Source organism: Mycolicibacterium boenickei (assembly GCF_010731295.1).
GTDB lineage: Bacteria > Actinomycetota > Actinomycetes > Mycobacteriales > Mycobacteriaceae > Mycobacterium > Mycobacterium boenickei.
Map to the genome: position 1 here is coordinate 6246100 of NZ_AP022579.1, position 22509 is coordinate 6268608.

Below are 22509 nucleotides of genomic sequence, written 5' to 3' on the forward strand. Positions count from 1 at the left end.
CTCAAGGGTGGGTTGTGCGCCGCACGCGAACCCAGCGAAGGCCTGAAATCCTGCCAAAAGTTCGAGTCAGTGCTATAGTCGAACATATGTTCGAAGTTAGTTGGAACATCGACCCCGACGCCACAGAAGCAGCGTTGGTCGATCAACTAGCTGCGATGACCCGCGCGACCGCCGGCATTGCCGCGGCCCAGGCAAGAGTGACGACGATGCTGGAAGCCAAGCGCCTCGCACGTAGGGCCGCTGAGGGTGTGCCTGCCGCCAGACGCGCCCAAGGGCTGGCATCCGAGGTGGGGCTGGCCCGCAAGTCCTCCCCTTGGCACGGGGCCAAGTATCTGAAGATGTCCAGGATCCTGGTCGACGACATGCCCTATACGCTCGCGGCGCTGCAGTCCGGCGTGCTGACCGAAAACCGGGCAATGATCATCGCGGACCAGGCCGCCTGCCTGTCACCAGCAGACCGACACGTGATGGATGCCGAACTGTGTGCCGACCCTGACGTGCTGGATGGTCAGGGAGACAGGAAGGTTGAGGCCGAGGCAGGGCGGGTGGCGTTTCGGCTCGATCGCGACGCGGTGATGGAGCGCATCAGCCGCCATCAGTGCGATCGCACCGTCACGCTGCGTCCCGCTCCGCACGGCATGGCGTACGTGACGGCGCTGCTGACCGCAGCCGAAGGCGTCACGGCCTATGAGGCGTTGCAAGCGGAGGCCGCCGCGGCCGCGGCCGCCTCGATCGCCGCCGGAGAGGGATGCGAGGGACGGGGCCCGTTGAGGGCCGACGCCTTCTACCGGCGCGTCACCGGGCGGGAGGTCGGGGCGGCGGTCCCGGTCGCGCTCAATCTGGTGGTCTCCGATGAGAGCTTGTTGGCCGACGGCCCCGACCCGGCAGTGCTGCAGGGATACGGCCCCATTCCAGCGGCCGTGGCCCGGCAGATGGCTTTGGCGGCACTGCTGGACCCCCAGGTCGAAGCCGCGGTGCGCAAGCTCTACGCCGATCCGGCCACCGGCAACCTGGTCGCGATGGAGTCCGCCGCCCGGGCATTTCCCAAGGGACTGCGCTGGCTGATCGCCCTGCGTGACCAGCGCTGCCGAACCCCTTACTGCGACGCACCGGTTCGCCACGTCGATCACATCACCCGCCACGCCGACGGCGGTCCGACCAGCGCAGGCAACGGCCAAGGGCTGTGCGAACGCTGCAACTACGCAAAAGAAAGCCCAGGGTGGCACACCGCGACCACCTACGACCGGTACGGCCGCCACACCACCGAGATCACGACGCCCACCGGGCGCACATATCGAAGTACCGCCCCACCGCTACCTACGGGCGCTCGGGTGTTCTCCAGCGACATCCACGTCGTACACCTTCGCGCCACCGCCTGACCGGTCGTCCCGGTCCAGCCCTTCATCGCACGGCTGGCCGCCCGGCATCCGCGCCGCCATGGCCACCAGCCCGTAGGCCACCGCGAAACGATGCCCCAGCTGACCAGCCACGTTTCCGCGTCCGACGCTCACGTCATGGCCGAGTTGTTCGGTGACGGCACGGACCAGTTCGTCGTCGCCTGCGCCGCCTCCGACGAGCAGCACCCCGGTCACTCCGGGCGCCGCCCGCTCGATGCCCCGCATCACATTGCCGCCGATGACCTGCCGTTTGGCCGCCAGGCGCCAACTGCGCCACTCGGCCCCCGACAGCCGCGACGTGAACGGCAACCAGCCACTGGGAGCCGCGGTCAACAGCCATCCGCTGCACCGGCCGCTGACCGGGGTGTCCAAGAACTGCCGCCGGCCATGTTCGTCCTCGATGAGCTGGACCGTGACCGCCGTGACCGCCTCGGCACGTTTGGCGTATTCGGCCGCACTTCGGGAGATCTCCAGCGCGGCGGCCGTCGCCGCCGTCAGCAGCTGTCCCGCGCCCGGCAGCACGCTGCGGGATCCGTCGGACACGACGTCGACGGTGCCGCCGCCGACATCCACCACGACGACATCAGGGGTGATCCCGGGTGTGGTGAGGGCGCCGACGCGGGCCGCCGCAGCCTCCGAATCGACACTCGTCACCGGTATCCCCAATGCCCGGGCCAGCTCGTCGGCTCCTGCCGGCGGTTCCTGCGCCCCGCCCAGGGTCGCCATCACCAGGCTGTCCACGGCGACCGACCCCCGACGCGAATTCGCCTGCGCCGCGATATCGGCGAGATGAACCACGTAGCCGCCGTCCCCCGCCGGCCGGACGACGGGCTCCGGAACCGCCGGTTCGGCATCACCGAGGCAGACCACCGCGCAGGCACTGTCGAAGAGCTGGTCGGCGATCACCCGCGCGTCCGCCCGCTCGGCATCACTCAGGCCGAACACATCGGCAAGCCAGAACGGGTCGGTGAGCCGTTGCAGCGGCGCGATGCCCTGGCGCACTTCGACCGCGACGCGGGCTGACGCCGACAACGTCGTGACGTCGACGTCATCGACTACGGGCAGTGCCACGCACAGCCGATTCGACACCAGCACGGCCTCATCGTTGGCTGTCAGCACCGCGGTGACGTTGCACCCTTGGGCGACAGCGGCATTCACTCGCGCCGCCACCTCCTGGTAGCCCCACTGGGCCGTCGCGCAGACGACGACCGGGCGCCCGGGCTCGACACCGCCGAGGCACTCGACCGGAACCGGCCGGCCCACACCCACCGCGTCCCCGGCGGTGGTGGCCGCTGACCGGGTGACGATCGTCAGCCTGCCCGTCCGCCGGGTCTCCAGTTGGATCTGTTCGACGGTCGAGTGCACGGGCGGAGTCGGGGCGAACGCGGCCCGGTCGAGCACCAGCCCATGCGCCTCGGCCAGGCGCCGCACCAACTGTGCGGCACCCTGCACCGCCCGGGACGAACCCTTGCCACCACGGGTCGGAGTGCGGGCACTGGCCAGCACCGCGAGTTCGTCGGCCATCCGGCAGAGCACCACCTCGGTGGTGGAGTTGCCGATGTCGACACCGGCCCAGACGGTCACCGCAGCAGGCCGCGCCGCTGGTACGCCGTCGCCGCCTCCCGGACGAGTGCCGCACAGGTCGGCGCGTCCCGGTCCGCGAGGCGCTGTGCCAGTTCCTCGAGTTCGGCAAAGCTCGACCGGCGGGGACGCAGCGCCTCGTAGGCGGCGAGCATCTCCTCCGAGCTGAGAGCGGTCATCTCCGCGGCCCGCCGCAGGTTCATCGCCAACTGCACCGAGCCGGAACGCTGCGCGGTATCCGCTTGTGCCAGCAGGGTTTCCCGGCTCACCCGGATGTCGTCGAGAACAAGGTCACCGTTGCGGGCTGCCTCGACCGTCACCTCATCGAGGCTGCGGCCCGAGTGGGCGGTGATCGTCATCGCTTGAGCTCCAATTCCATGTTCACGCCGCGGTCTTCGCGATCGCTTTCGGACCGCTCGATGGCGACCATCGACACCACCCTGGTGTGGTACCGGGCGGTGATCGCCTCGTCGGTGTACGCGTTGCGCATCGGGGCGGGTGTCGCGCCCTTGGCGTGCCTGCCGGCGTTGATGCCGATCAGGCGGTACATCTCCGGCGTGATCAGCGGTGCGACACTGAGCAATTCGAGGTTGGCCAGCGGCGGAAGGTCGCGGCGGTGGATCAGGGTGGTGCCCTTGGCCTGCAATCCGATGCCGATCCCGGACCCGGACAGCCGGGCCGCGGATTTGCCGATCACCCCCAGGTCCACGGAGTCGGCGATCCGCACCAGGCGCGGTACGCACTGCTCTTCCTCCAACCCGGCCAGGATCTGTTCCAACGCGTCGTAGACGACCATGCCCGACAGGGTGCGAAACAGCTTGACCCCGAACGCGGGAGACACCCCGATGACGACCTCGCGGGGATCGTCACCCACGCCCGCGGGGCCCCGCACGACCAGCCGATCCGGATCGGCGAAGGTCGCCTGCTCCTTGACCAGATCGGTCACCGACCGGGCCTGCCGCACCGCGTCGATCTGGGCCTGACGCTCCGCCGTCGGCCGGTATCCGGTGCCGGGCCCGCGGTAGTCGTTCGGATCCTGCAGGGCCGACAACACGTTCATCTGCTCGTCGAAGATCGCCGCCGTCTGTAGGTAGTCGCCGGTGACGCGGGCCTTGGCCATGCCGAGGACGCGCTCGGCGATATCGGTGAAACCGGTCTCGGCGAGGGCGGCGACGATGTCGAGCACCGTGAGGCCCGACTGCTCGATCATCCGGGCGGCGCTGAGTATCTTCACCCCGTCGGTGTCGGGCAGATCCTTGGAACCCTCAGCCCCGACAACGGCTTCCACATGTTGGTCGTCGAAATCGGCGAGCCCCAGATATTCGAAAACCGCCCGGGTGGCTTCGGCGGCCTGACGGCGCATGGCTTCCAGCGTGGTCGGGTCCACCGACCGCAACCCGCCGTCGACGCCCCAGTCGCGCTGCATCACCAGGTAGTCGTCAAGGTCGGCGGCGTTGAAGTTGGACGGCCCGAACATGTTGTCGTAGGCCACCACCGACCCGAATCCGGAGAAGATGAAATCCGACCCCGACAACAACACCGGTAGCGTCCGACTGGTTCGGCGCATGGTCGATTCGGACACCAGCGAGTCGTTGCCGCTGCAGGATTCGAGCCCGCGCAGCATCACCATCAGGTTCTCGGCGATGAGTTCGCGGACACCGCCCGGAACCGACGCGGTGATCGAGGCTCCGTCGATACCACCGTTCTGAACACCCTGTGCACCAATACCTTTGGCCAGGGCGACGCAGCGGGACTCCAGGTAGTTCATCGACTTGCGCTCGGCCTGGCCCATCAGCACCTCTGAGCCCGCACCGCTGGACAGCCGCATCTTGATACCGCGGGAGGCGTAGGACGAGGTGAGAAACGCCTTCGACCACGGGGTGTCGTCACCGTCGGTGAAAACCTGCTCGGTGCCGTACACCGACACCGTCTCGGCGTAGGACACCAGTCCGCGCACCCCGAGTTCGAGCTCGCGGGCCTCCTCGACCGAGCACTGCGTCAGCGCTCCCGGCGCGGGCACCTGGGAACCGATCAGCAGGCCGACCGCGACGGCCGGGGCGTCGTCGAGCACCGGCACGGTGGCTTCCAGTTCCCGGAACCCGTAAACGACGGCGGTTGCGGCGTCGGCCGCGATGAGCAGGGGATCGTCGAGGCGGTTGGTGACGTGGGCCTGGTTCGCGGGGGTGCGGCGGGCCCGCATCTTCATCATCGCCATCTGGATCTCGACGGGCTGCAGCATCGCCACGACCCGAGCCATCTTGGCCGGGGTCAATCCGCCGCAGACGCGCAGCACCTCCTCACGCGGCACCGCGGAGTCGACGATCATCCGGGCCAGGTCGACCTCGCTCATCGCCATCGACTGCGGCGCCTCTGCCGGGTCGACGGCGTAGCGGACGATGAACTCGTCGATCGTGTCGAAATCGGCGGCCGCCTTCGAATCCATCTCCAGCACGGTGCCGTCGGCGGCCACCTTCCAGGAAGGTTCCGGATCGTGCGGCGACAGGTGCGAGATCATGCCCAGCTCTGGGTCGGCCTGAGCGAATCCGTCCAGGTTGACGCGCTGCTCATCCAGCAGTCGGATGCGCCCCAGCCGGTAATCCTGCTCGGTTTCGCTGCTGTCCGGGTTCATGGCGGTCGTCGTACCTCTCTGTCGCGTGACCGGCCAAGCATCGACTGAATGCCGCGGCGGAAACAACGCCCGCACGGCACCTTCCAACACAATGTGTGACGCCGGCGCGGCCGATGTGAGCTGCCTTACAACAAGGTGTTGGAAAGTGACCGACTGCGCTGGCGGAGCGGCCCGTGGTTCTCGCAAACTTGCCCCGGACTTCACCCGGCCGCCACCTGCGACCGGCAGTTAGGAGGAATCAACCCATGACCGAGGTTGTCAACGCGGGCCACCAGCCTGCACCTGACACATCGTCTGCCGGCAGTCCGGCCAAATTGCGCGGGCACCTCGGCGTGCCCGCCATCGTGCTGATGGTGGTGGCTGCCTCGGCGCCGCTCTCGACCATCGGCGGCAATGTGCCGATCGCGATGGCGTTGGGCAATACGACCGGTATCCCGGTCGCCTTCATCGTCGCGGGTGTCATCTTCGGACTGTTCGCGGCCAGCTTCGTCGCGATGTCGAAGTACGTCACCGACGCCGGCGCCTTCTACGCCTACATCCGGGAGTCGCTGGGCCGGGCGGCCGGCACCGGTGCGGCCGTGCTCGCGCTCCCCGCCTACATGGCCACGTTGATCGCCGTCGCCGCCTACGACGGCGTCATCCTCAACGAGCTGATCACCCGGTTCGGTGGGCCTGATCTCCCCTGGTGGCTGCTGACCGGGCTGGTGCTGGCGGCGGTCGCGTGGCTCGGATACCGCGACATCGACCTCAGCGCCAAGGTTCTCGGTGTCTTCCTGGTGTCCGAGGTCGCGATCCTCATGGTGGTCGATCTGGTCATCGTGGTGCGCGGCGGCGAGCACGGCCTCACCGGCGACTCGTTCACGCCGCAGGGCATCGCCGGCGGCTTCGGCATCGCGCTGCTGTACGCCTTGTGGGGATTCGTCGGCGTCGAGGCGACCGCGGTCTTCCGGGACGAGGCCAAGGATCCCGATCGCACGGTGCCGCGTGCCACTTACTGGGCGGTGGGCATCGTCGCCGTGTTCTACGCGTTCACCAGCTGGGCCCTCGTCGAGGGCAACGGCGGGCACGACGCCATCCAGCTGGCCACCGACGACCCCGACAACTTCATGGTGAACACCGCGGGCAAGTACCTCGGCATGGTCGGGCGTGATCTGAACACCGTCCTGTGGGCGGTCAGTGTCTTCGCATGTGCCCTCGCGTTCCACAACATCGCGTCGCGGTACGCGTTCGTGCTCGGCCAGAGCGGTGTGTTCTCGACGAAGATCGGCAAGGTGCACGAGCGTCACGGCTCCCCGTCGAACGCCTCGCTGGTCATCACCGTGGCCTCGTTCGTGGTCATGGGCATCTGCGCCGCGCTGCAGCTGGACCCGGTGTTGCAGATCTTCGGACCGGGCGGTGGCCTCGGCATCCTGGCCCTCGCGCTGCTGTGGCTGCTGACCACGATCTCGGTGGTGATCTTCTTCGTCCGGCGCGGCAACTCGACCGGCAAGGTGGTGCTGGCCTCGTTCGCGACGCTCGCCCTGGCCGGGGCCTTGGTGCTGGTGGTGTCCAACCTGACCCTGGTGGTCGGCGGCACGCCCACCCTGGCGGTGATCTTCGGGTTGTTGCCGCTGGTGTTCTTCGCCGTGGGCATGCTGCTGAGCCGACGGTCCACCGAGGAACTGGCCTCGATGTCGTCGGTCGGCTGAACAACCCCCGGCGTCGGTGGCCACCTGCCGGGCAGGTGGCCACTGCCGTCACTGGTCGCTGATACCGTCGGCTTCTACGCACCGCCGAGCAGTTGATCAGAAGGGAAGCGGCATGTCCGAGGACTCGTCGCTGAGCGTGGCGGCGGTCTTGACGATTCCACCTCTGGACCAGGGGTCAGTGGTCGCGGGGCACCGCGGGCTGGCCCGCGAGGTCCGCTGGGTAGACATCATCCACGCACCCGCCGAGGACTTCGTCCGGCCGGGTGACCTGGTGTTGACCACCGGCGCCGACCTCCGTCAACCCGGTGTGCGCGAATTCCTCGTCTCCCTGGTGGCCTCACCGGCCGCCGGCATCATCCTCAGCCCACCCCCGGACGTGGACGCGCACGATCTCCTCGAGCTGATGGTCCCCCTCGCCGACCAGCATGCGTGCCCATTTGTCTTGCTGCCCTGGGAGATTGCCTTCGCCGACGTCCAGAAGACGCTGCTGCCGCTGGTCAGCCCGACGCCACCGGACACCCGGGTGCAGATGGTCATCGGGCGCCGGGTGCGCGACGACCCGCGGTGGAGCGACACCGCCGACGGGTTCGCCAAAGCACTGCACGAGCTGGCTCTCGCCGCCGGCCTGACGGTAACGTCGTCGGTCACCGACGACCTGGTGATGAGCCATTTCTCTTCGGCTCCAACGGAATCGACGGTGTCCGGCTTGGTCGATTCCGCACAGCGACTCAGCATGCTTCCCGATGATCTCGTGATCTGGGCGTTGCTGGCGCCCGCCAACGGCCATGCGGTCACCGTTGCCGCACCGGTATCGCCGTCGCTGCCCGAGGGCCCGGCCGGTCCGATGCAGTTCGCCGAGGTGCTGCGGCAGCACCCGCGCAGCATGGCGACCATCCTGCAGACGCTGCAGCCGCTCGTGGACTACGACCGGACCCGGCGGGGACAACTCGTGCACACCTTGGAGATCCTGCTGGACGAGGCCACGAACACCAGCGCGGCGGCGCGGGCGCTGTTCCTGAACCGGCACTCCCTGCTGTACCGGATCAAACTGATCGAGGAACTCACCGGGCTGTCGCTGAAGAACCCCGCCGACCGTTTCCAACTGGAGGTCAGCGTGCGGGTCCACCAGATCAACGAAGCGCGCTGACTAGCTTTCGTACTGCCGCGGGTCGATCATCAGGTGGTCCGACACGTCCCCGACCATCTCCACGTCGACCTTGCGCTCGGTGAAGTACCAACCGTTTTCGTCACGGGCGAAGACGTCGGCGTAGCGCCCGACGACGATGGGCTGGAGTGCCACGGTGTCGGTCTTCTGCACGACGCAGAACGTCGAGCGGGCGGTGGCGCGCTCCCCGTCGATGTCGACGATCGGGTTGAGCACCAGATGCCGGGTCCGTGGAGTGTTGCCGTGCTCGGGGAACCGGCGCGTCGTCGACGCGAACAGCTTGGCGATGGCCGGCGCACCCGCCACCCCCATGAACTCACCACGGCCGAGCAGCTCCCCGACGCCGTCGAAGTCGCCGGCGTCGATCAGCTCGGCGTAGCGGTACAGCAGCTCGGTGACTTCGAGCTTGTCGACGCTCACGCAACCTGGCCCTTCACCACCGGCAGCCCCGGATCGCTGGCCGCATCCAGCGGCGACGGCTCCGCGCCTGCCGCGATCAGATGCGCGGCGAACGAGGCGATCATGGCGCCGTTGTCGGTGCACAGCCGGGGCCGCGGCACTCGTAGCGTCAGACCCGCTGCCGCGCAGCGTTCCTCGGCGAGTTCCCGAAGCCGGGAATTGGCCGCCACCCCGCCCGCGATCAGCAGGGTGGACACCCCGAGATCGGTGGCGGCGCGCACAGCCTTGGCGGTCAGCACATCGGCGACGGCCTCCTGGAAACCGGCCGCCACGTCGGCCTGCGAAGCCTCCGGGTGGGCCTCCACATAGCGAGCCACCGCGGTTTTGAGGCCGGAGAAGCTGAACACGTACGGGTCGTCCCTGGGCCCGGTCATGCCGCGCGGGAAGACGATCGCGTCGCGGTCACCGGTGCGGGCCAGCTCGTCGAGCACCCGTCCGCCCGGGTAACCCAGCCCGAGCAGTCGGGCCACCTTGTCGTAGGCCTCCCCGGCGGCGTCGTCGACGGTGCTGCCCAGCTCGATGATGGGCTCACCCAGCGACCGCACGTGCAACAGGTGGGTGTGCCCGCCCGAGACCAGCAGGCCCACGCTCTCGGGCAGCGGCCCGTGGTCGTAGACGTCGGCGGCCAGGTGTCCGCCCAGGTGGTTGACCCCGTAGAACGGGACGTTCCAGCCGGCGGCGTACGCCTTGGCGGCGGCCACCCCGACCAGCAGTGCCCCGGCGAGCCCGGGTCCGATGGTCGCGGCGACGACGTCGGGCCGCTCGATGCCTGCGGCGTCGAGGGCCCGGCGCATGGTCGGCCCCAGGGCTTCCAGGTGCGCGCGGGAGGCGATCTCGGGGACGACGCCGCCGTAGCGGGCGTGCTCGTCGACGCTGGAGGCGACTTCGTCGGCCAAAAGAGAAACGGTCGCCCCGCCACCGTCGTCAATGGCGAGGTCGGCGATGCCGACTCCCGTTTCGTCACAAGAGCTTTCGATGGCCAGAATGATCACGTCGGGCCCCCTTGGGGAAGGCGTTGCATGGTGTACGCGTCGGCCCCGCTGGCGCGGTAATACCGCTTGCGCAGGCCGATGTTGACGAATCCGGCGCTCTCGTACAGCGCGATGGCCGGTTCGTTGTCGGTGCGGACTTCCAGGAAAACCGTTCCACCCGAGGCGTAGTCGAGCAGGTCGTCGAGCAGCCGGCGCCCGATCCCCTGCCCCTGGAAGTCGGGGTCGACGCCGATGGTGTGGATCTCGTACTCGTACGGGCGCATTCGGCCCAGCCGCGAGATTCCGGCATAACCGACAAGCACTCCGTCGCTGCGCGCGGCGATGTAGCGGTTGTGCTTGGCGTCGAGCTCGGCGAGGAACGCCCGGGCCGGCCACGGGTCGTCCCCGGCGAACAGCTTGGCTTCCAGCTCGGCGCACCGCGTGGCATCGGCCCGGGTCAGCGCGTCGAACACGGTCATTTCCGAACCGCCGCAGGAGATTTGGGCACGGCGGGTTTGGCGTCGGGTCGGCGCAGGTACAACGGCACCAGCGGTTGCGGGTCATCCCAATCGGCGACCGCACGCACCAGGCCCGCGGGCGTCGGGTGCACCACGTCGAGCCGGGGCAGGGTGAACAGCGCGGCGTGCTCGGGCGAACCTGCCACCGCGGCGACCGAACTCGCCAGCACCGCCGCCACATCGCCGGGGGCGTTGACCGACGGACCGTCCACCCGGACCCCGTCGCGGTAATGCGCCCAGTACACCTCGCGGCGACGCGCGTCGGTGACCACCAATACGTCGCCATCGGTGTGGATTCCGATGCCGTCCAGGCTGCACACCCCGTGCACGGGAACGCCCAGCGCATGAGCGAACGCCGCGGCACTGGCCATCCCCACCCGCAGCCCGGTGAACGGGCCCGGTCCGCACCCGACGACCACCGCGTCGAGATCGGCCACCGTGATCCCGGCGTCGGAGACCGCGCCGAGCACGTTCGGCGTGAGCTGTTCGGCGTGCGCCCGGGCGTCGACGGTCACCCGCTCGGCGAGGGTGTGCACCGCGCCGTCCTCGTCACGACGGACCACGCCGGCGCTGACCGCCGGGGTCGCGGTGTCGATGGTCAACACATTCATGGGGTGCTCCACTGCCAGATCACCGTGCGCGTCTCGGTTTCGGTGTCGCGCTCGATCCGGATGTCCAGGTGATGATCGGAAAGACGTTCGGCCAGACCCTCGCCCCACTCGACCACCACCACGGCATCGTCGAGATCGGTGTCGAGATCGAGCGCGTCGAGTTCCCCCAGCAGGTCGACGCCGGGGTGATCGAGCAATCGGTACATGTCCACATGGACCATCGCGGGGCGGCCGGACTGTCGGGGGCGGTGCACCCGGGCCAGCACGAACGTCGGCGAGACCACCGGCCCGTCCACATCCATGGCCTGGGCGATGCCCTTGGCCATCACGGTCTTGCCCGCACCCAGTGGCCCCGACAACACCACCACGTCACCGGCCTTGAGCCCGGCGCCCAGCATCGCCCCCAGGGCGATGGTGTCCTCGGTGGTGGCCAGTTCGGCTGTGCCGGCGCTGCGCTCAGCCACGGAACCGGACCCGGTCGCGGACCCGACGGCTCAGGGTGACCAGTTTGGAGGGGGTGGCCCGCTCCACCAGACGGACCAGTGCGTCGTCGATCACCACGGGCTCCTCAAGCTGGACCAGATGACCCGCTCCTCCGACGATCACCAGTTCGGAGCGGGGTAGCTGTGCGGCCATGGCCTTTGAGTATTCCATTGGGGTGAGCAGATCCCGGTCACCACAGGCGATCAGAGTCGGCACTTTCGCCAGCACCCGCAGCGCCCCGGCCTCGTCGTGCACCTCGAGGGCATGCAGGAACTCGACGAGCGTGGTGATCGAGGTGCCGTGCATCATCCGCTGGGAGAACTCGACCACGCTCGGGCTGATCGCCTCATCGCCGTAGGACGCCGCCCGCAGCACCGGGCCGATCACCGATCGGGCCGCACCGCGCGTGTGGTGTACCGCGCCGGGGGCATAGCGAGCCACGAACCGCACCGCCTCCAGCGCCGGGTTTCGCAGGATCTCCCCCAGCGGCGAGCGGGCCACGCCTTCGACCGCCGAGGAGATCACCGCGGCGCCGACGATCTGTTTCGGATATCGGTGCGGGAACTGCCGCGCATGCGAGAGCACCGTCATGCCGCCCATGGAATGCCCGACGAGCACTGCGGGTCCACGCGGAACCGTCACGGCCAGAACCGATTCCAGATCACGGCCGAGTTGTTCGACGGTGTAGGTGTCGGGTGATGCGGTGCCGGACTGACCGTGGCCGCGCTGGTCGTAGAACACCATCCGCACCTGCGGACCCCACTGCTCGGCCAGCCGGGTGCGCTGAAAGTAGAAGGCGCCCATACGCAAACAGAAACCGTGGGCAAACACCACCGTCAGCGGGGCGTCGTTGGGGCCGACCTCGCGCACCGCGAGCGGCACCCCGTCATCGGTCGTCACCACGGAGCTTCGGTCGGCGTCGAGGCGTTCGAAGTCCTCGCCGAGGTACGGATCCTCGCCTGCCCTGCGGCGGGTCAGCGACCGCGCCACGGACCGGCCGGCCACGGTGCCGACAGCGGTCACCCCGGCCGCGCCCGCGAGCCACTGAGCATTGCGACTCAACGCCCGCGACCTGCCTGCAGATACGTGCGGGCGATCCGGCCGCGCGGGCTGGTCACCACCTCATAGTTGATGGTGCCCAGCAGTTCGGCCCAATCCTGGGCGGTCTGTTCGCCCTGGGTTCCGGGACCGAACAGGATCGCGTCATCGCCTTCGGCGACGTCGGTGGTGTGCGGACCGAGGTCGACGACGAACTGGTCCATGCAGATCCGCCCGACGGCCGGGCAGCGCCTGCCGTTGATCTCCACCTCGATCTTGCCGCTCAACGATCGGAAGATGCCGTCGGCGTAGCCCACCGGGAGCAGGGCCAGCGTGGTGTCCCGGTCGGCGATCCACCGGTGGCCGTAGGACACCCCGTCACCGGCATGCACCGAACGCACCAGCGCCACCGGGCATTTCAATGTCATGGCGGGGATCAACCCCATATCGCCGCGCTCCGGGATCGGGCTCAGCCCGTAGACCGCGATCCCGGGCCGCACCATGTCGAACGCGAGGTCCGGACGGGTCATCGCCGCGGGCGAGTTGGACAGGTGAGCGAGCTCGAACACCACACCTTGGGCCGCGGCCTGCTCGCGCATCGCGGTGAGGCGCTTGCCCTGCAGGTCGTTGAACGGGTTGTCCGGCTCGTCGCCGTGCACCAGGTGGCTCATGATGCCGCGCGGCTGGATCGCCCCTTCGGCCTGGGCGCGGCTCAACGCAGTGATCACGTCGGGGAAATCGGCCGGGCTGACACCGTTGCGGCTCAACCCGGTGTCCACCTTGACCGTGACGGTCGCGGTGCGGCCGGTCCGACGCACTGCTGCCACCACGTCGCCGACTTGACGCACCGAGGACACCGCAACCTGCACGTCGGCCTCGAGAGCGGGGACGAAGTCGGTGCCCGGTGGGTGCAGCCAGCACAGCACGGGAGCGGTGATTCCGCCGGCGCGCAGGGCCAGCGCCTCGGCGATCGTCACCACACCGAGTTCGGCGGCCCCGGCGGCCAGCGCGGCCCGGCCGACCTCGACGGCACCATGCCCGTAACCGTCGGCTTTGACCACAGCCATCACCCGGGCGTCGCCGGCATGCTCACGCAGCAGGCGGACGTTGTGGTCGATCGCGCCGAGGTCCACCACCGCCTGCGGCGATGCGTGCGGCGTCAGCGATGTCTCGAGTTCGGTCGTCTGCATGTCATATCACCGCCGACCATTGTCCCAGAGGTACGTATCCAGGCTGATCAGCGGACCGGTAGGGCCTTTCTAGTGCGCAAACGGCTGTAGATCGTTGAATGCTCCGCTCGGCTTGAGCTTGTCGAGGCGCCCGAGCACCGTGATCATGTCCTCCTTGAGCGCCCGGGCCAGATCCGCGGAGAATCCCTCCCGCACGACGACCCGCAGCACCACGACGTCGGTGGCGCCCTCGGGCATGGTGTAGGCCGGCACCTGCCAGCCGAAGGCACGCAGTCCCTCGGATATGTCGAACTCGGTGTATCCGGGCTTGCCCTTGAGCTGGAAGCTGACCACGGGGATGGCCGAGCCGTCGGTGATCAAGTCGAAGTGCTCGCTGTCGCGTAGCTCGTCGCCCAGCCAGCGCGCGGTCTGTGACAGGCACTGCATCACCTGGGTATATCCGGCCCGGCCGAGCCGCAGGAAGTTGTAGTACTGGCCCACCACCTGGTTGCCGGGCCGCGAGAAGTTCAGGGTGAATGTCGGCATGTCGCCGCCGAGGTAATTGACCCGGAACACCAGATCCTCGGGCAGGTACTCCTTGCTGCGCCACACCACGAAGCCGATGCCCGGGTAGGTCAGCCCGTACTTGTGGCCGCTGACGTTGATCGACACCACGCGCGGCAACCGGAAATCCCATTCCAGGTCGGGGTGCAGGAACGGGACGACGAACCCACCGCTGGCGGCGTCGACGTGGACCGGGATGTCCAGACCCTTGGTTTGTGCGAGCTGGTCCAGCGCCGCGCAGATCTCCGCGATCGGCTCCAGTTCCCCGGTGTAGGTGGTGCCAAGGATCGCGACAACGCCGATGGTGTCCTCGTCGACGGCGTCGAGCACCTGCTCGGGGGTGATCACGTAGCGGCCCTTCTCCATGGGCAGATAGCGCGGTTCGACGTCGAAGTAGCGACAGAACTTCTCCCACACCACCTGGACGTTGGCGCCCATCACCAGGTTGGGTCTTCTGACATTCCAGCCGTCCTTTCCTGACCCCACCTTCTCGCGCCAGCGCCATTTCATGGCCAGGCCGCCCAGCATCACGGCCTCGCTGGAGCCGATCGTGGAGACTCCGCACGCGGCCGACGAGTCCTCGTCGCTCAGGTTCTCGGCGTGGAACAGGTCGGCGACCATGCTCACGCAGCGCGCTTCGATCGCGGCGGTGGCCGGGTACTCGTCCTTGTCGATCATGTTCTTGTCGAACGTCTCGGCCATCAGCTTCTCGGCCTCGGGGTCCATCCACGTGGTGACGAACGTCGCCAGGTTCAGCCGTGAGCTGCCGTCGAGCATCAGCTCGTCGTGGATGAAGCGGTACGCCGCACCGGGTTCCATCGCCTCATCGGGCAGGCGCAGGGACGGAACCGGGGCCATCGCCAGCCTGCCGGTATAGGCCGGCGAGATGTGCTGGGTACGAGGGTGCTTGTGCGGCATGGAGATCCTTTTCTGCTACAGCGCGGCGATCGCGCCGCGGACATGGGCGAGGATGCGCGACGCCGACGTCGGCGCCGGGTTGGGACCGGGATCGGCTGCCGACAGGTTGGCGGCGCGGGCATGAACGAATGCTGCCGCCGCGGCGGCCTCACCGGAGGGCAGTCCGGCGGCCAGCAGAGCACCGATGATCCCGGACAGCACATCACCGGATCCGGCTGTGGCGGCCCAGGATTGGCCGGCCGGGTTGAGATACGTCGTGGCACCGGGTTCGGCGATGACCGTGACGTTGCCCTTGAGCAGCACGGTGGCCCCGAGCCGGTCGGCCAGGTCGCGGGCGGCAGCGACGCGATCGGCGCCGGGCGGATCACCGGCCAGGCGCTGGAATTCGCCGGCATGCGGCGTCAGCACAGTCGGCGCCCTGCGGCCGGCGAGCAACCCGGGATCGGCGGCCAGCAGCGTCAGCGCGTCCGCGTCGACGATCACCGGCAGATCGGAATCGAGCGCGAAACGCAGCGCGGCCTTCGCCGTGTCATCGGTGCCCAGTCCGGGCCCGACCACCCAGGCCTGGACCCGGCCCGCCTCCTGCGGGCTGGGCGCGGCGATCACCTCGGGCCAGTGCGAAAGTACCTGCGGTCCAGCACTTCCCGCATAGCGGACCATTCCGGACGTGGCGGCCACCGCGGCGCCGGTGCTCAACACGGCCGCACCGGGATAGGTTGCCGAACCGGACACCACACCTGTCACGCCCTGGGTGTACTTGTCGTCGTGCGGACCGGGGATCGGCCAGCGGGCCCGGACGTCGGCCACCTCGAGCCCCGCCAGATCGGTGGGTGCCAGGTCCAGCCCGATGTCGACGAGTTCGACACGACCGCACTCCCCCAGGGCGTGTACCGGTTTGAGGCCGCCGAACGTCACCGTCAGGGCGGCACGCACATGTGGGCCGTCGGCGGCCCCGGTCTGCACATCGAGGCCGCTGGGGATGTCGACCGCGACCACCGGCGCGGCGTTGGCCTCGAAGACCGCCGCGGCATTGGGGCGCAGCGGCCCGCGCCCCGAGATGCCGACGACCCCGTCGATCACCAAATCGGTTGCCGCAGCGATACCGGACACCACGCGACCACCGGCCCGCCGGAATGCGGCCAGGCCCTTGGCGTGAGTTTTCTCCGGATTGAGCAGGACGGCGTCGGCAGCCGCACCGCGACGACGCAGGAACGTCGCCGCCCACAGCGCGTCGCCCCCGTTGTCGCCGGAACCCACCACCGCACAGATCCGCCGGCCCGCGACACCACCGGTCCGCATCTTCAGTTCGGTGGCGATCGCCGTCGCCAGTCCATAGGCGGCGCGGCCCATCAGCACACCGTCGGGCAGCGATGCCAGCAGTGGCGCCTCGGCCGCACGGATCTCATCGGCCGAGTAGTAGTACCGCATCAGCTCCCGCTCCGCTCGATGTGTCGTCGACTTTGCCGCGCGCCAACAGGTTACGTGTGTTTGCTCGGGACAGTCAGGAGTTTGCGCCGACCAGGCCGCTGCGTCACTTTCGTGCGATCCGCGCGATCGTGGCCGCGGCTTCGCGCAACCGGTCCGGTGGTTGCGACGCATACCCGAGAACCAGACCGGGCGATCCGGGCAGCCGCCGGTGCCACGACACGGGATGCACCAGGACGCCCGCATCACGCAGGTCGTCCGCCAGCGCAATGTCATCAGCGCCCTCGGGCAGCGTGACGAGCAGGTGCAGGCCGGCGGCAACACCGCTCACCGTCACCCCGGGCAGCGCCTCGGTCAGCACCTCCAGCAGGGCGTCCCGGCGGGCCCGGTGCCGCGTGCGCACCAGCCGAACGTGCCGGTCGTATTCGCCTGACTCGAGCAACCGGGCGAGCACCAGCTGCGGGAGGGTCGGGCTGCCGAGGTCGGTGGCATGCTTGGCCGCGACCAGGCCGGGACGCCGCCGCGGGGGCGCGACCACCCAGCCCAGACGCAACGCGGGGGCCAGGCTCTTCGAGGTGCTCCCGGCATACGCGGTGCGATCGGGCGCCGACGGGTGCAGCGCGGGCACGGGTGCCCGGTCATAGCGGTATTCGGCGTCGTAGTCGTCCTCGATGATCAGCTCCCCGTCCCATTCGAGCAGCTCGCGTCGGCGGTGCGGGCCCAGCACCACACCCGTCGGGAACTGATGCGCCGGGGTGAGGAAGACGGTGGGTGCGCCGGTGGCGGCCAACTCGGTAACCCGGATGCCGTCGGCGTCGACAGGAACCGGCATCGGGCGCAGACCCCAGTACTCGAGTTCGTCGACGGCCCCGCGCGAGCCGGGATCTTCCACCGCGATCGTGTCGAGGCCCTCATCGCGCAACTGCTGGGCCAGCAACGCAACGGCCTGGGCGACGCCGGCGACCACCAGGATGTCATCGGGATCGATCCGCAGGCCGCGGGTGCGCCCCAGCCAAGGTGCGAGCGCGGAGCGTAGCCGCGGATGGCCGCGAGGATCTCCGTAGCCCAGGTCTTCCGGCGAGGTTTCGGCCAGCACCGCGCGTTCGGCGCGCAACCACGTGCTGCGCGGAAATGCCGACAGATCGGGCACGCCCGGTGAGAGGTCGATTCCCTGACCGACCGGCAGGCGAGGGCGCGGCAGCCGTGACACCGGCGGCGCCGGCGGAGCGGGTTCGGCCCGGGACGGCCGGACTGGCTGTGCGAGTACATGAGTGCCGCCGCCGGCATGCCCGCTGACCAGACCTTCGTCGGCGAGACGCCGATAGGCCTCGACGACCACACCCCGGGAGACTGCCAGTTCGCTCGCCAGCACCCGGGTGGGCGGGAATCGGGTGCCCGGCGTGAGCTTCCCGTCCGCGATCGCGGTGCGCAGCGCGTCGGCCAGCCAGTCGGTGAGTCCGCGCGCCGGGGCGGTCGACGGATCGAGTTGCAGGAAGTCCGCGCCTGCGATTTGGTCCATGACAAATGTCCAAACTTGGTTCTGTTTGTTGGACCATATTGGCGCCAGCATGAGAACATGTCCAGCCCCACCCGCGCCGGCCTGTCCGGAGCCCTCGGCATGACGTTCGTCGGCGGCAGCGTTGCCGTCTCGGGTGCGCTCGCCGATGCGCCAGTGCACACCGCGCAGGCATTGCGCTACGGCATCGCCTGTCTGCTGTTGCTCGCATGGGTCCGATTCACCGGCCAGAGACTGCGGCGCCCTCGAGGCACCGAGTGGCTCTGGCTGCTTGGCGTCACCGTCAGCGGCCTGGTGCTGTTCAACGTGGCCCTGGTGTACGGATCGCGCCACGCCGAACCCGCGGCGCTGGCGGTCGCGGTGGCGTGCGTGCCGCTGGCGCTGGCCGTCGGCGGACCCCTACTCGAAGGGCACCGCACCCAGGCACGTGTGGTGGCCGCCGCGGTGGTGGTGAGCGTCGGGGCGGTCATCGTCGAAGAGCTGGGCCGCACCGATGCCATCGGACTGCTGTGGGCCGTAGTCGTTTTCGCCTGCGAGGCCGGTTTCACGCTGCTGGCGGTGCCGGTGCTCGGTTCACATGGCGCCGCAGGGGTCTCGGTGCACACCACCTGGATGGCTGCGGTGATCTTCGGCACCCTCGCGCTCACCACCGAAGGGTGGAGTGCGGCAGGCGCTTTCGACAGCGGCGAGATCCTGGCGATCGGCTATCTGGCCGTGTGCGTCACCGCGCTCGCCTTCGTGCTCTGGTACACGTGCGTGCGCCGGCTGGGCGCCGGGCGGGCCGGGCTGCTCACCGGCGTGGCACCGGTGGCGGCCGCGGCGATCGGCATCCCGGTCACCGGGGCGATTCCCGGCAGCGCAGTGTGGGCCGGCATCGGTCTGATCGCGTGCGGCCTGGCGCTGGGCATGAGCAACAACGGTGTCGCCGGTCAGGGACCGCCCGCACCGGAACGCATGCCCGAGATGAGCAGGTTCAGCCCGAAGTCGAATCGCGCGTCGAAGTCGAGCAGCCGCTCGACGGGGCTCGACGCAAGGTGCGGATAGTCCCCGGTCTGCACCACGCCGTCGAGCGTCTCGGCCTCACCTCCGGCCGCGCCCTGCTGTTCCAGCACCTCGCCGAGGATGTAGCAGAACAGCGAGCTGGCAGCCCACAAGGCGCGTTCGCGAGCCAGACCGCCCGCTTGGATACTGCCGACCAGCGTATCGACGAAGGTCAGATTGGCCCGCTTGGCCGCGTAGTTGCCGCCGACGATTCGGGCTCCGTCGCGCTGCGCCAGCAGAGCCGAACGCAGGCCCGCAGCAAGGCTTTTGACGCGAGCGGTCCACTCCGAGTCGGCAGTGTCGGAGTTTTCAAGCGCCTTCGCCAGAATCGTCTCGGCCATCTCGTCGATGAGGGCGTCCTTGCCGTCGACCAGCCGGTAGATCGTCGGTAGGTGAGCCCGCAGCCGGTCGGCCAACCGGCGCATGGTCAGCGATTCCAGTCCGCCGGCGTTGACCAGGGCCAGGGCTTCCGCGACCACGCGGGCCACCGACAGGTCGCCCAGCGCCACGCGATCGTGACCAGTCGAGGCGGTTGACACGTTAACGATGTTAACACTACGCTCTGACCTGCGATTAACACTGTTAATACGGAAGGAGGATGTGTTGTGGGCAGTCAGCCGACAGCCGACGGGATCGGCGTCGCCGTCCGCCAACTTCGGTGGGAGGCCGACGGCGTGGTGTCCGTGCAATTGCAGCCGCGTTCCGGCGAGTTGCTGCCGGCCTGGGAACCCGGAGCGCACATCGATCTACTCCTGCCGACCGGTATCCAGCGCCAGTACTCGCTGTGCGGCCCGGTCGGTGAGCGGTCGTACTACCGCATCGGGGTACGCCGGGAACGGACCAGCCGCGGCGGTTCCGAGTACGTGCACGCGTTTCTGCGGCCAGGACAACAACTTACGGTCGCCGCTCTGCGGAACACCTTCGAGCTGCATCGGGCCGGCTCATATGTCTTCGTGGCCGGCGGCATCGGAATCACCCCGATCCTCCCGATGATCCGCCAGGCCGAATCCTGGGGCCTGGACTGGAAATTGCTCTACGGTGGACACACCGCCACCTCGATGCCGTTCTCGGACGAGCTCCGGGAATACGGAAAACGGGTGAGCTTCTACGCCTCTGACGCCGACGGTCGCATCCCTCTCGGTGAGCACTTCGCCCAGGTCCGGTGCGGGACGAAGATCTATGCCTGCGGCCCGTCGGCGCTGCTGTCGGCGCTGCAGGATGCCACCGCGCACTGGCCGGCGGACAGCCTGCGTCTCGAGCGCTTCACGCCGAGGAAACGGGCGCCGGCCGTCGACGACAAGCCGGTCGAGGTGGTGTGTGCGGCGTCGGGCAAGACCGTCGATGTCGAAGCGGGCCAGAGCATTCTCGGCGCGCTCGAAGGTGCCGGCGTCAACGTGCCGTCGTCGTGCCGTTCAGGTATCTGCGGTGCCTGCGAGACCGCCGTAGTCGAGGGAGTGCCCGATCATCGCGACGACATTCTGTCCGAGTCCGAGCGAGCCGCCAACGATCGCATGTTCATCTGTGTGTCCCGGGCCCGCACTCCGCGGCTCGTGCTCGATGTCTGAAGGGGCCCGATGATGAAAACGCCAGGTACAGCGGCAGACTCGTACACCCCCGTCTCGATGGAGCGGATCAGGGAGATCGTCGGGCACCCCGAACGGTTCATCGCGGAGAAGAAAGAACCGAAGCTGGGTGAGTTCTCGGCCCGGTTCATCGCCCACAGCCCGTTCTTCTGCATGGCGACCGTGGGCGCCGACGGCCAGTTGGACACCAGCCCGCGAGGAGACCCACCGGGTTCGGTGCGGATCCTGGACCCGTGGACGCTCGCCATCCCCGACCGCCCGGGAAACAAACTTGCCGACAGCCACGAGAACATCACCACCCACCCCGCGGTCGGTCTGGTCTTCTTTGTGCCGGGCATCCGCGAGGTCATTCGGGTCAACGGCGACGCGTTCGTCACCGACGACCCCGAATTGCTCGAGATGCTCAGCGCCGACGGCAAACCCGCTGTGTTGGCCACCATCGTGCGCATCCGCGAAGTGTTCGGGCAATGCGGCAAGGCGGTGATCCGGGCCAAGCTGTGGGAGGGCGACAGCCGCGGACTGGCCCACGCCGTGACGTTGGGCGGCGACTTCTACACCCTCTCGATTACCGAGAGCGCGGCGAAGATGGCCGAGAAACTCGGCGACCTCGCCGGGTCACTCCATGCGGTGATCGACGATCACTACGAGAACGAGCTGTACTGATCTCAGACTGATGCGGTCGCAGCAGCGGGCTCGACCGTCACCTTGATGGCCTCACCGTTCTGCACGATCGAGAAGGCGTCGAGCACCTCGTCGAGCGGGATGTGGCGTGTGATGAGGTCCTTCACCGGAACCTGGCCGGTCGAGATGTACTGCAGCGCACGCTTGTTGTGCTCCGGCGCGGAGCCATTGGCCCCGTGGATGTGCAACTGCCGGTAGTGCACCACATTCGAATCACACGTGATGGTCGGGTTGGTCTTGGGCAGTCCACCGAAGAACGAGATGCGCCCGTTGCGGGCCGCCATGGCGATGGCCTGCTCCTGGGTGACGTTGGCCGCGGTGGCGGTGATGACGACGTCGGCGCCGCGGCCGCCGGTCAGTTCCATCACCTTCTCGACCACGTCGACCTCCGACGCGTTGATCACCTCGTCGGGATGCACGGCATCCGCCGACATCTTGAGCCGGCTTTCGTTCACGTCGACGAGATACACCGGGCCGCAGTTGTGTACACCGCGCGCGATGCGGATGTGCATACAGCCGATGGGGCCGGCACCGAACACCACGACGGTGTCCCCCTCTTCGATGCCGAGCAGATCCTGCGCGTTGATCGCGCACGCGAACGGTTCGGCCGCCGACGCCTCGTCGTAACCGACGTTGTCCGGAATCCGGTTCAGCCCATCGACTTTGAGAACCTGGCGCGGAACGATCATGTACTCGGCGAAGCCGCCGTCGTACTGGTAGCCCATCGACGTCTGGTTCTGGCAGACGGCCATCCAGCCCTTGCGGCACTCGTGACACTCGCCGCACGGGACCGCCGCGATCACCTGAACCCGGTCCCCCTCAGCCCAATCGGTGCCATTCGCGGTGTTTACCTGGGCACCCACCTCCACGATGTCACCGGCGATCTCGTGGCCGATGGTGCGCGGCGGGGTCAGGTTCTGGTGCCCGTTGTGCAGGATCTTGACGTCGGTGCCGCAGGTAGAGCAGTTGCGCACCCGGATCTTCACCTCGTCGGGGCCGCATTGAGGCTCCGGCACATCCTCCAGTCGGACGTCCTCGGGGGCGTAGTAGCGCAGGGCTTTCATGACGGTCC

At 68.6% G+C, this 22509-nt stretch carries 21 protein-coding genes; 6 read left to right on the plus strand and 15 right to left on the minus strand.

Annotated elements, in window-relative coordinates:
• The first annotated feature begins 86 nt into the window (after positions 1–86).
• A complete protein-coding gene (locus tag G6N57_RS29925; RefSeq protein WP_077743930.1) occupies positions 87–1379 on the plus strand; it encodes an HNH endonuclease signature motif containing protein in 1293 nt (430 codons plus the stop codon).
• Here G6N57_RS29925 and G6N57_RS29930 read toward each other — a convergent pair.
• From G6N57_RS29930 to G6N57_RS29940, 3 genes are read right to left on the minus strand one after another with little or no spacing between them, the layout of a single operon-like run.
• Complete coding sequence (locus tag G6N57_RS29930; protein ID WP_077743931.1) at positions 1314–2981, minus strand: diol dehydratase reactivase ATPase-like domain-containing protein; 1668 nt, start codon at positions 2979–2981, stop codon at positions 1314–1316. The genes G6N57_RS29925 and G6N57_RS29930 overlap by 66 nt on opposite strands.
• The gene (locus G6N57_RS29935) at positions 2978–3337 is read right to left on the minus strand and encodes a diol dehydratase small subunit (RefSeq protein WP_077743932.1); all 360 of its coding nucleotides are present in this window, start codon (positions 3335–3337) and stop codon (positions 2978–2980) included. The genes G6N57_RS29930 and G6N57_RS29935 overlap by 4 nt, the downstream gene beginning before the upstream one ends.
• Complete coding sequence (locus G6N57_RS29940; protein ID WP_077743933.1) at positions 3334–5607, minus strand: propanediol/glycerol family dehydratase large subunit; 2274 nt, start codon at positions 5605–5607, stop codon at positions 3334–3336. The genes G6N57_RS29935 and G6N57_RS29940 overlap by 4 nt, the downstream gene beginning before the upstream one ends.
• Before the next feature lie 245 nt (positions 5608–5852).
• Here G6N57_RS29940 and G6N57_RS29945 point away from each other — a divergent pair, with 245 nt between their 5' ends.
• Together G6N57_RS29945 and G6N57_RS29950 are read left to right on the plus strand one after the other, a co-directional pair.
• Positions 5853–7295 (plus strand): APC family permease, encoded by a 1443-nt coding sequence (locus G6N57_RS29945; protein WP_077743934.1) that lies wholly within the window; start codon positions 5853–5855, stop codon positions 7293–7295.
• Positions 7296–7407: 112 nt separating this feature from the next.
• On the plus strand, positions 7408–8442 hold the full coding sequence (locus tag G6N57_RS29950) for a PucR family transcriptional regulator (protein ID WP_077743935.1): 1035 nt from the start codon (positions 7408–7410) through the stop codon (positions 8440–8442).
• Here G6N57_RS29950 and G6N57_RS29955 read toward each other — a convergent pair whose 3' ends face one another.
• From G6N57_RS29955 to pdxR, 10 genes are all read right to left on the minus strand, one after another.
• Entirely contained in the window at positions 8443–8880 is a 438-nt protein-coding gene (locus G6N57_RS29955; RefSeq protein WP_077743936.1) for a nuclear transport factor 2 family protein, read from the minus strand.
• Positions 8877–9911: a tRNA (adenosine(37)-N6)-threonylcarbamoyltransferase complex transferase subunit TsaD gene (gene tsaD / locus G6N57_RS29960; RefSeq protein WP_077743937.1), complete on the minus strand. Its 1035-nt coding sequence runs from the start codon at positions 9909–9911 to the stop codon at positions 8877–8879. Before tsaD ends, G6N57_RS29955 begins: the two co-directional genes overlap by 4 nt.
• A complete protein-coding gene (gene rimI, locus G6N57_RS29965; protein WP_077743938.1) occupies positions 9908–10369 on the minus strand; it encodes a ribosomal protein S18-alanine N-acetyltransferase in 462 nt (153 codons plus the stop codon). Before rimI ends, tsaD begins: the two co-directional genes overlap by 4 nt.
• Positions 10366–11019: a tRNA (adenosine(37)-N6)-threonylcarbamoyltransferase complex dimerization subunit type 1 TsaB gene (gene tsaB, locus G6N57_RS29970; protein WP_077743975.1), complete on the minus strand. Its 654-nt coding sequence runs from the start codon at positions 11017–11019 to the stop codon at positions 10366–10368. Before tsaB ends, rimI begins: the two co-directional genes overlap by 4 nt.
• Entirely contained in the window at positions 11016–11483 is a 468-nt protein-coding gene (gene tsaE / locus G6N57_RS29975; RefSeq protein ID WP_077743939.1) for a tRNA (adenosine(37)-N6)-threonylcarbamoyltransferase complex ATPase subunit type 1 TsaE, read from the minus strand. The genes tsaB and tsaE overlap by 4 nt, the downstream gene beginning before the upstream one ends.
• Positions 11476–12564 carry an alpha/beta fold hydrolase gene (locus G6N57_RS29980; RefSeq protein ID WP_036440832.1) on the minus strand — a complete coding sequence of 363 codons (1089 nt, stop codon included), beginning with the start codon at positions 12562–12564 and terminating at the stop codon, positions 11476–11478. Before G6N57_RS29980 ends, tsaE begins: the two co-directional genes overlap by 8 nt.
• A complete protein-coding gene (alr, locus tag G6N57_RS29985) occupies positions 12561–13730 on the minus strand; it encodes an alanine racemase (protein WP_077743940.1) in 1170 nt (389 codons plus the stop codon). Before alr ends, G6N57_RS29980 begins: the two co-directional genes overlap by 4 nt.
• A gap of 69 nt (positions 13731–13799) precedes the next feature.
• A complete protein-coding gene (locus tag G6N57_RS29990; protein WP_077743941.1) occupies positions 13800–15191 on the minus strand; it encodes a glutamate decarboxylase in 1392 nt (463 codons plus the stop codon).
• Positions 15192–15206: 15 nt separating this feature from the next.
• Positions 15207–16619: an NAD(P)H-hydrate dehydratase gene (locus G6N57_RS29995; RefSeq protein WP_077743942.1), complete on the minus strand. Its 1413-nt coding sequence runs from the start codon at positions 16617–16619 to the stop codon at positions 15207–15209.
• A 103-nt stretch (positions 16620–16722) separates the two neighbouring features.
• Positions 16723–18135 (minus strand): MocR-like pyridoxine biosynthesis transcription factor PdxR, encoded by a 1413-nt coding sequence (gene pdxR / locus G6N57_RS30000; RefSeq protein WP_077743943.1) that lies wholly within the window; start codon positions 18133–18135, stop codon positions 16723–16725.
• A gap of 57 nt (positions 18136–18192) precedes the next feature.
• Between pdxR and G6N57_RS30005 the strand changes: the two genes are divergently transcribed.
• Positions 18193–19176: a DMT family transporter gene (locus G6N57_RS30005; RefSeq protein WP_097925763.1), complete on the plus strand. Its 984-nt coding sequence runs from the start codon at positions 18193–18195 to the stop codon at positions 19174–19176.
• On the opposite strand, the gene G6N57_RS30010 is transcribed toward G6N57_RS30005, so the two are convergent.
• Positions 19062–19712, minus strand: coding sequence for a TetR/AcrR family transcriptional regulator C-terminal domain-containing protein (locus G6N57_RS30010; RefSeq protein WP_234815559.1), 651 nt, complete (start codon positions 19710–19712; stop codon positions 19062–19064). The genes G6N57_RS30005 and G6N57_RS30010 overlap by 115 nt on opposite strands.
• Before the next feature lie 66 nt (positions 19713–19778).
• Between G6N57_RS30010 and G6N57_RS30015 the strand changes: the two genes are divergently transcribed.
• Positions 19779–20738 (plus strand): PDR/VanB family oxidoreductase, encoded by a 960-nt coding sequence (locus tag G6N57_RS30015; RefSeq protein ID WP_077743945.1) that lies wholly within the window; start codon positions 19779–19781, stop codon positions 20736–20738.
• 12 nt (positions 20739–20750) lie between these two features.
• Positions 20751–21419 carry an MSMEG_1061 family FMN-dependent PPOX-type flavoprotein gene (locus tag G6N57_RS30020; RefSeq protein ID WP_234815558.1) on the plus strand — a complete coding sequence of 223 codons (669 nt, stop codon included), beginning with the start codon at positions 20751–20753 and terminating at the stop codon, positions 21417–21419.
• Positions 21420–21421: 2 nt separating this feature from the next.
• On the opposite strand, the gene G6N57_RS30025 is transcribed toward G6N57_RS30020, so the two are convergent.
• On the minus strand, positions 21422–22501 hold the full coding sequence (locus G6N57_RS30025; RefSeq protein ID WP_077743947.1) for a zinc-dependent dehydrogenase: 1080 nt from the start codon (positions 22499–22501) through the stop codon (positions 21422–21424).
• Positions 22502–22509 lie beyond the last annotated feature (8 nt).

Coding starts and splice junctions, on each gene's coding strand:
- G6N57_RS29925 (WP_077743930.1), top strand. CDS start 87: ATGTTCGAAGTTAGTTGGAACATCGACCCCGACGCCACAGAAGCAGCG.
- G6N57_RS29935 (WP_077743932.1), bottom strand. CDS start 3,337: ATGACGATCACCGCCCACTCGGGCCGCAGCCTCGATGAGGTGACGGTC.
- G6N57_RS29940 (WP_077743933.1), bottom strand. CDS start 5,607: ATGAACCCGGACAGCAGCGAAACCGAGCAGGATTACCGGCTGGGGCGC.
- G6N57_RS29945 (WP_077743934.1), top strand. CDS start 5,853: ATGACCGAGGTTGTCAACGCGGGCCACCAGCCTGCACCTGACACATCG.
- G6N57_RS29950 (WP_077743935.1), top strand. CDS start 7,408: ATGTCCGAGGACTCGTCGCTGAGCGTGGCGGCGGTCTTGACGATTCCA.
- rimI (WP_077743938.1), bottom strand. CDS start 10,369: ATGACCGTGTTCGACGCGCTGACCCGGGCCGATGCCACGCGGTGCGCC.
- tsaB (WP_077743975.1), bottom strand. CDS start 11,019: ATGAATGTGTTGACCATCGACACCGCGACCCCGGCGGTCAGCGCCGGC.
- alr (WP_077743940.1), bottom strand. CDS start 13,730: ATGCAGACGACCGAACTCGAGACATCGCTGACGCCGCACGCATCGCCG.
- G6N57_RS29990 (WP_077743941.1), bottom strand. CDS start 15,191: ATGCCGCACAAGCACCCTCGTACCCAGCACATCTCGCCGGCCTATACC.
- G6N57_RS29995 (WP_077743942.1), bottom strand. CDS start 16,619: ATGCGGTACTACTACTCGGCCGATGAGATCCGTGCGGCCGAGGCGCCA.
- pdxR (WP_077743943.1), bottom strand. CDS start 18,135: ATGGACCAAATCGCAGGCGCGGACTTCCTGCAACTCGATCCGTCGACC.
- G6N57_RS30005 (WP_097925763.1), top strand. CDS start 18,193: ATGTCCAGCCCCACCCGCGCCGGCCTGTCCGGAGCCCTCGGCATGACG.
- G6N57_RS30020 (WP_234815558.1), top strand. CDS start 20,751: ATGAAAACGCCAGGTACAGCGGCAGACTCGTACACCCCCGTCTCGATG.
- G6N57_RS30025 (WP_077743947.1), bottom strand. CDS start 22,501: ATGAAAGCCCTGCGCTACTACGCCCCCGAGGACGTCCGACTGGAGGAT.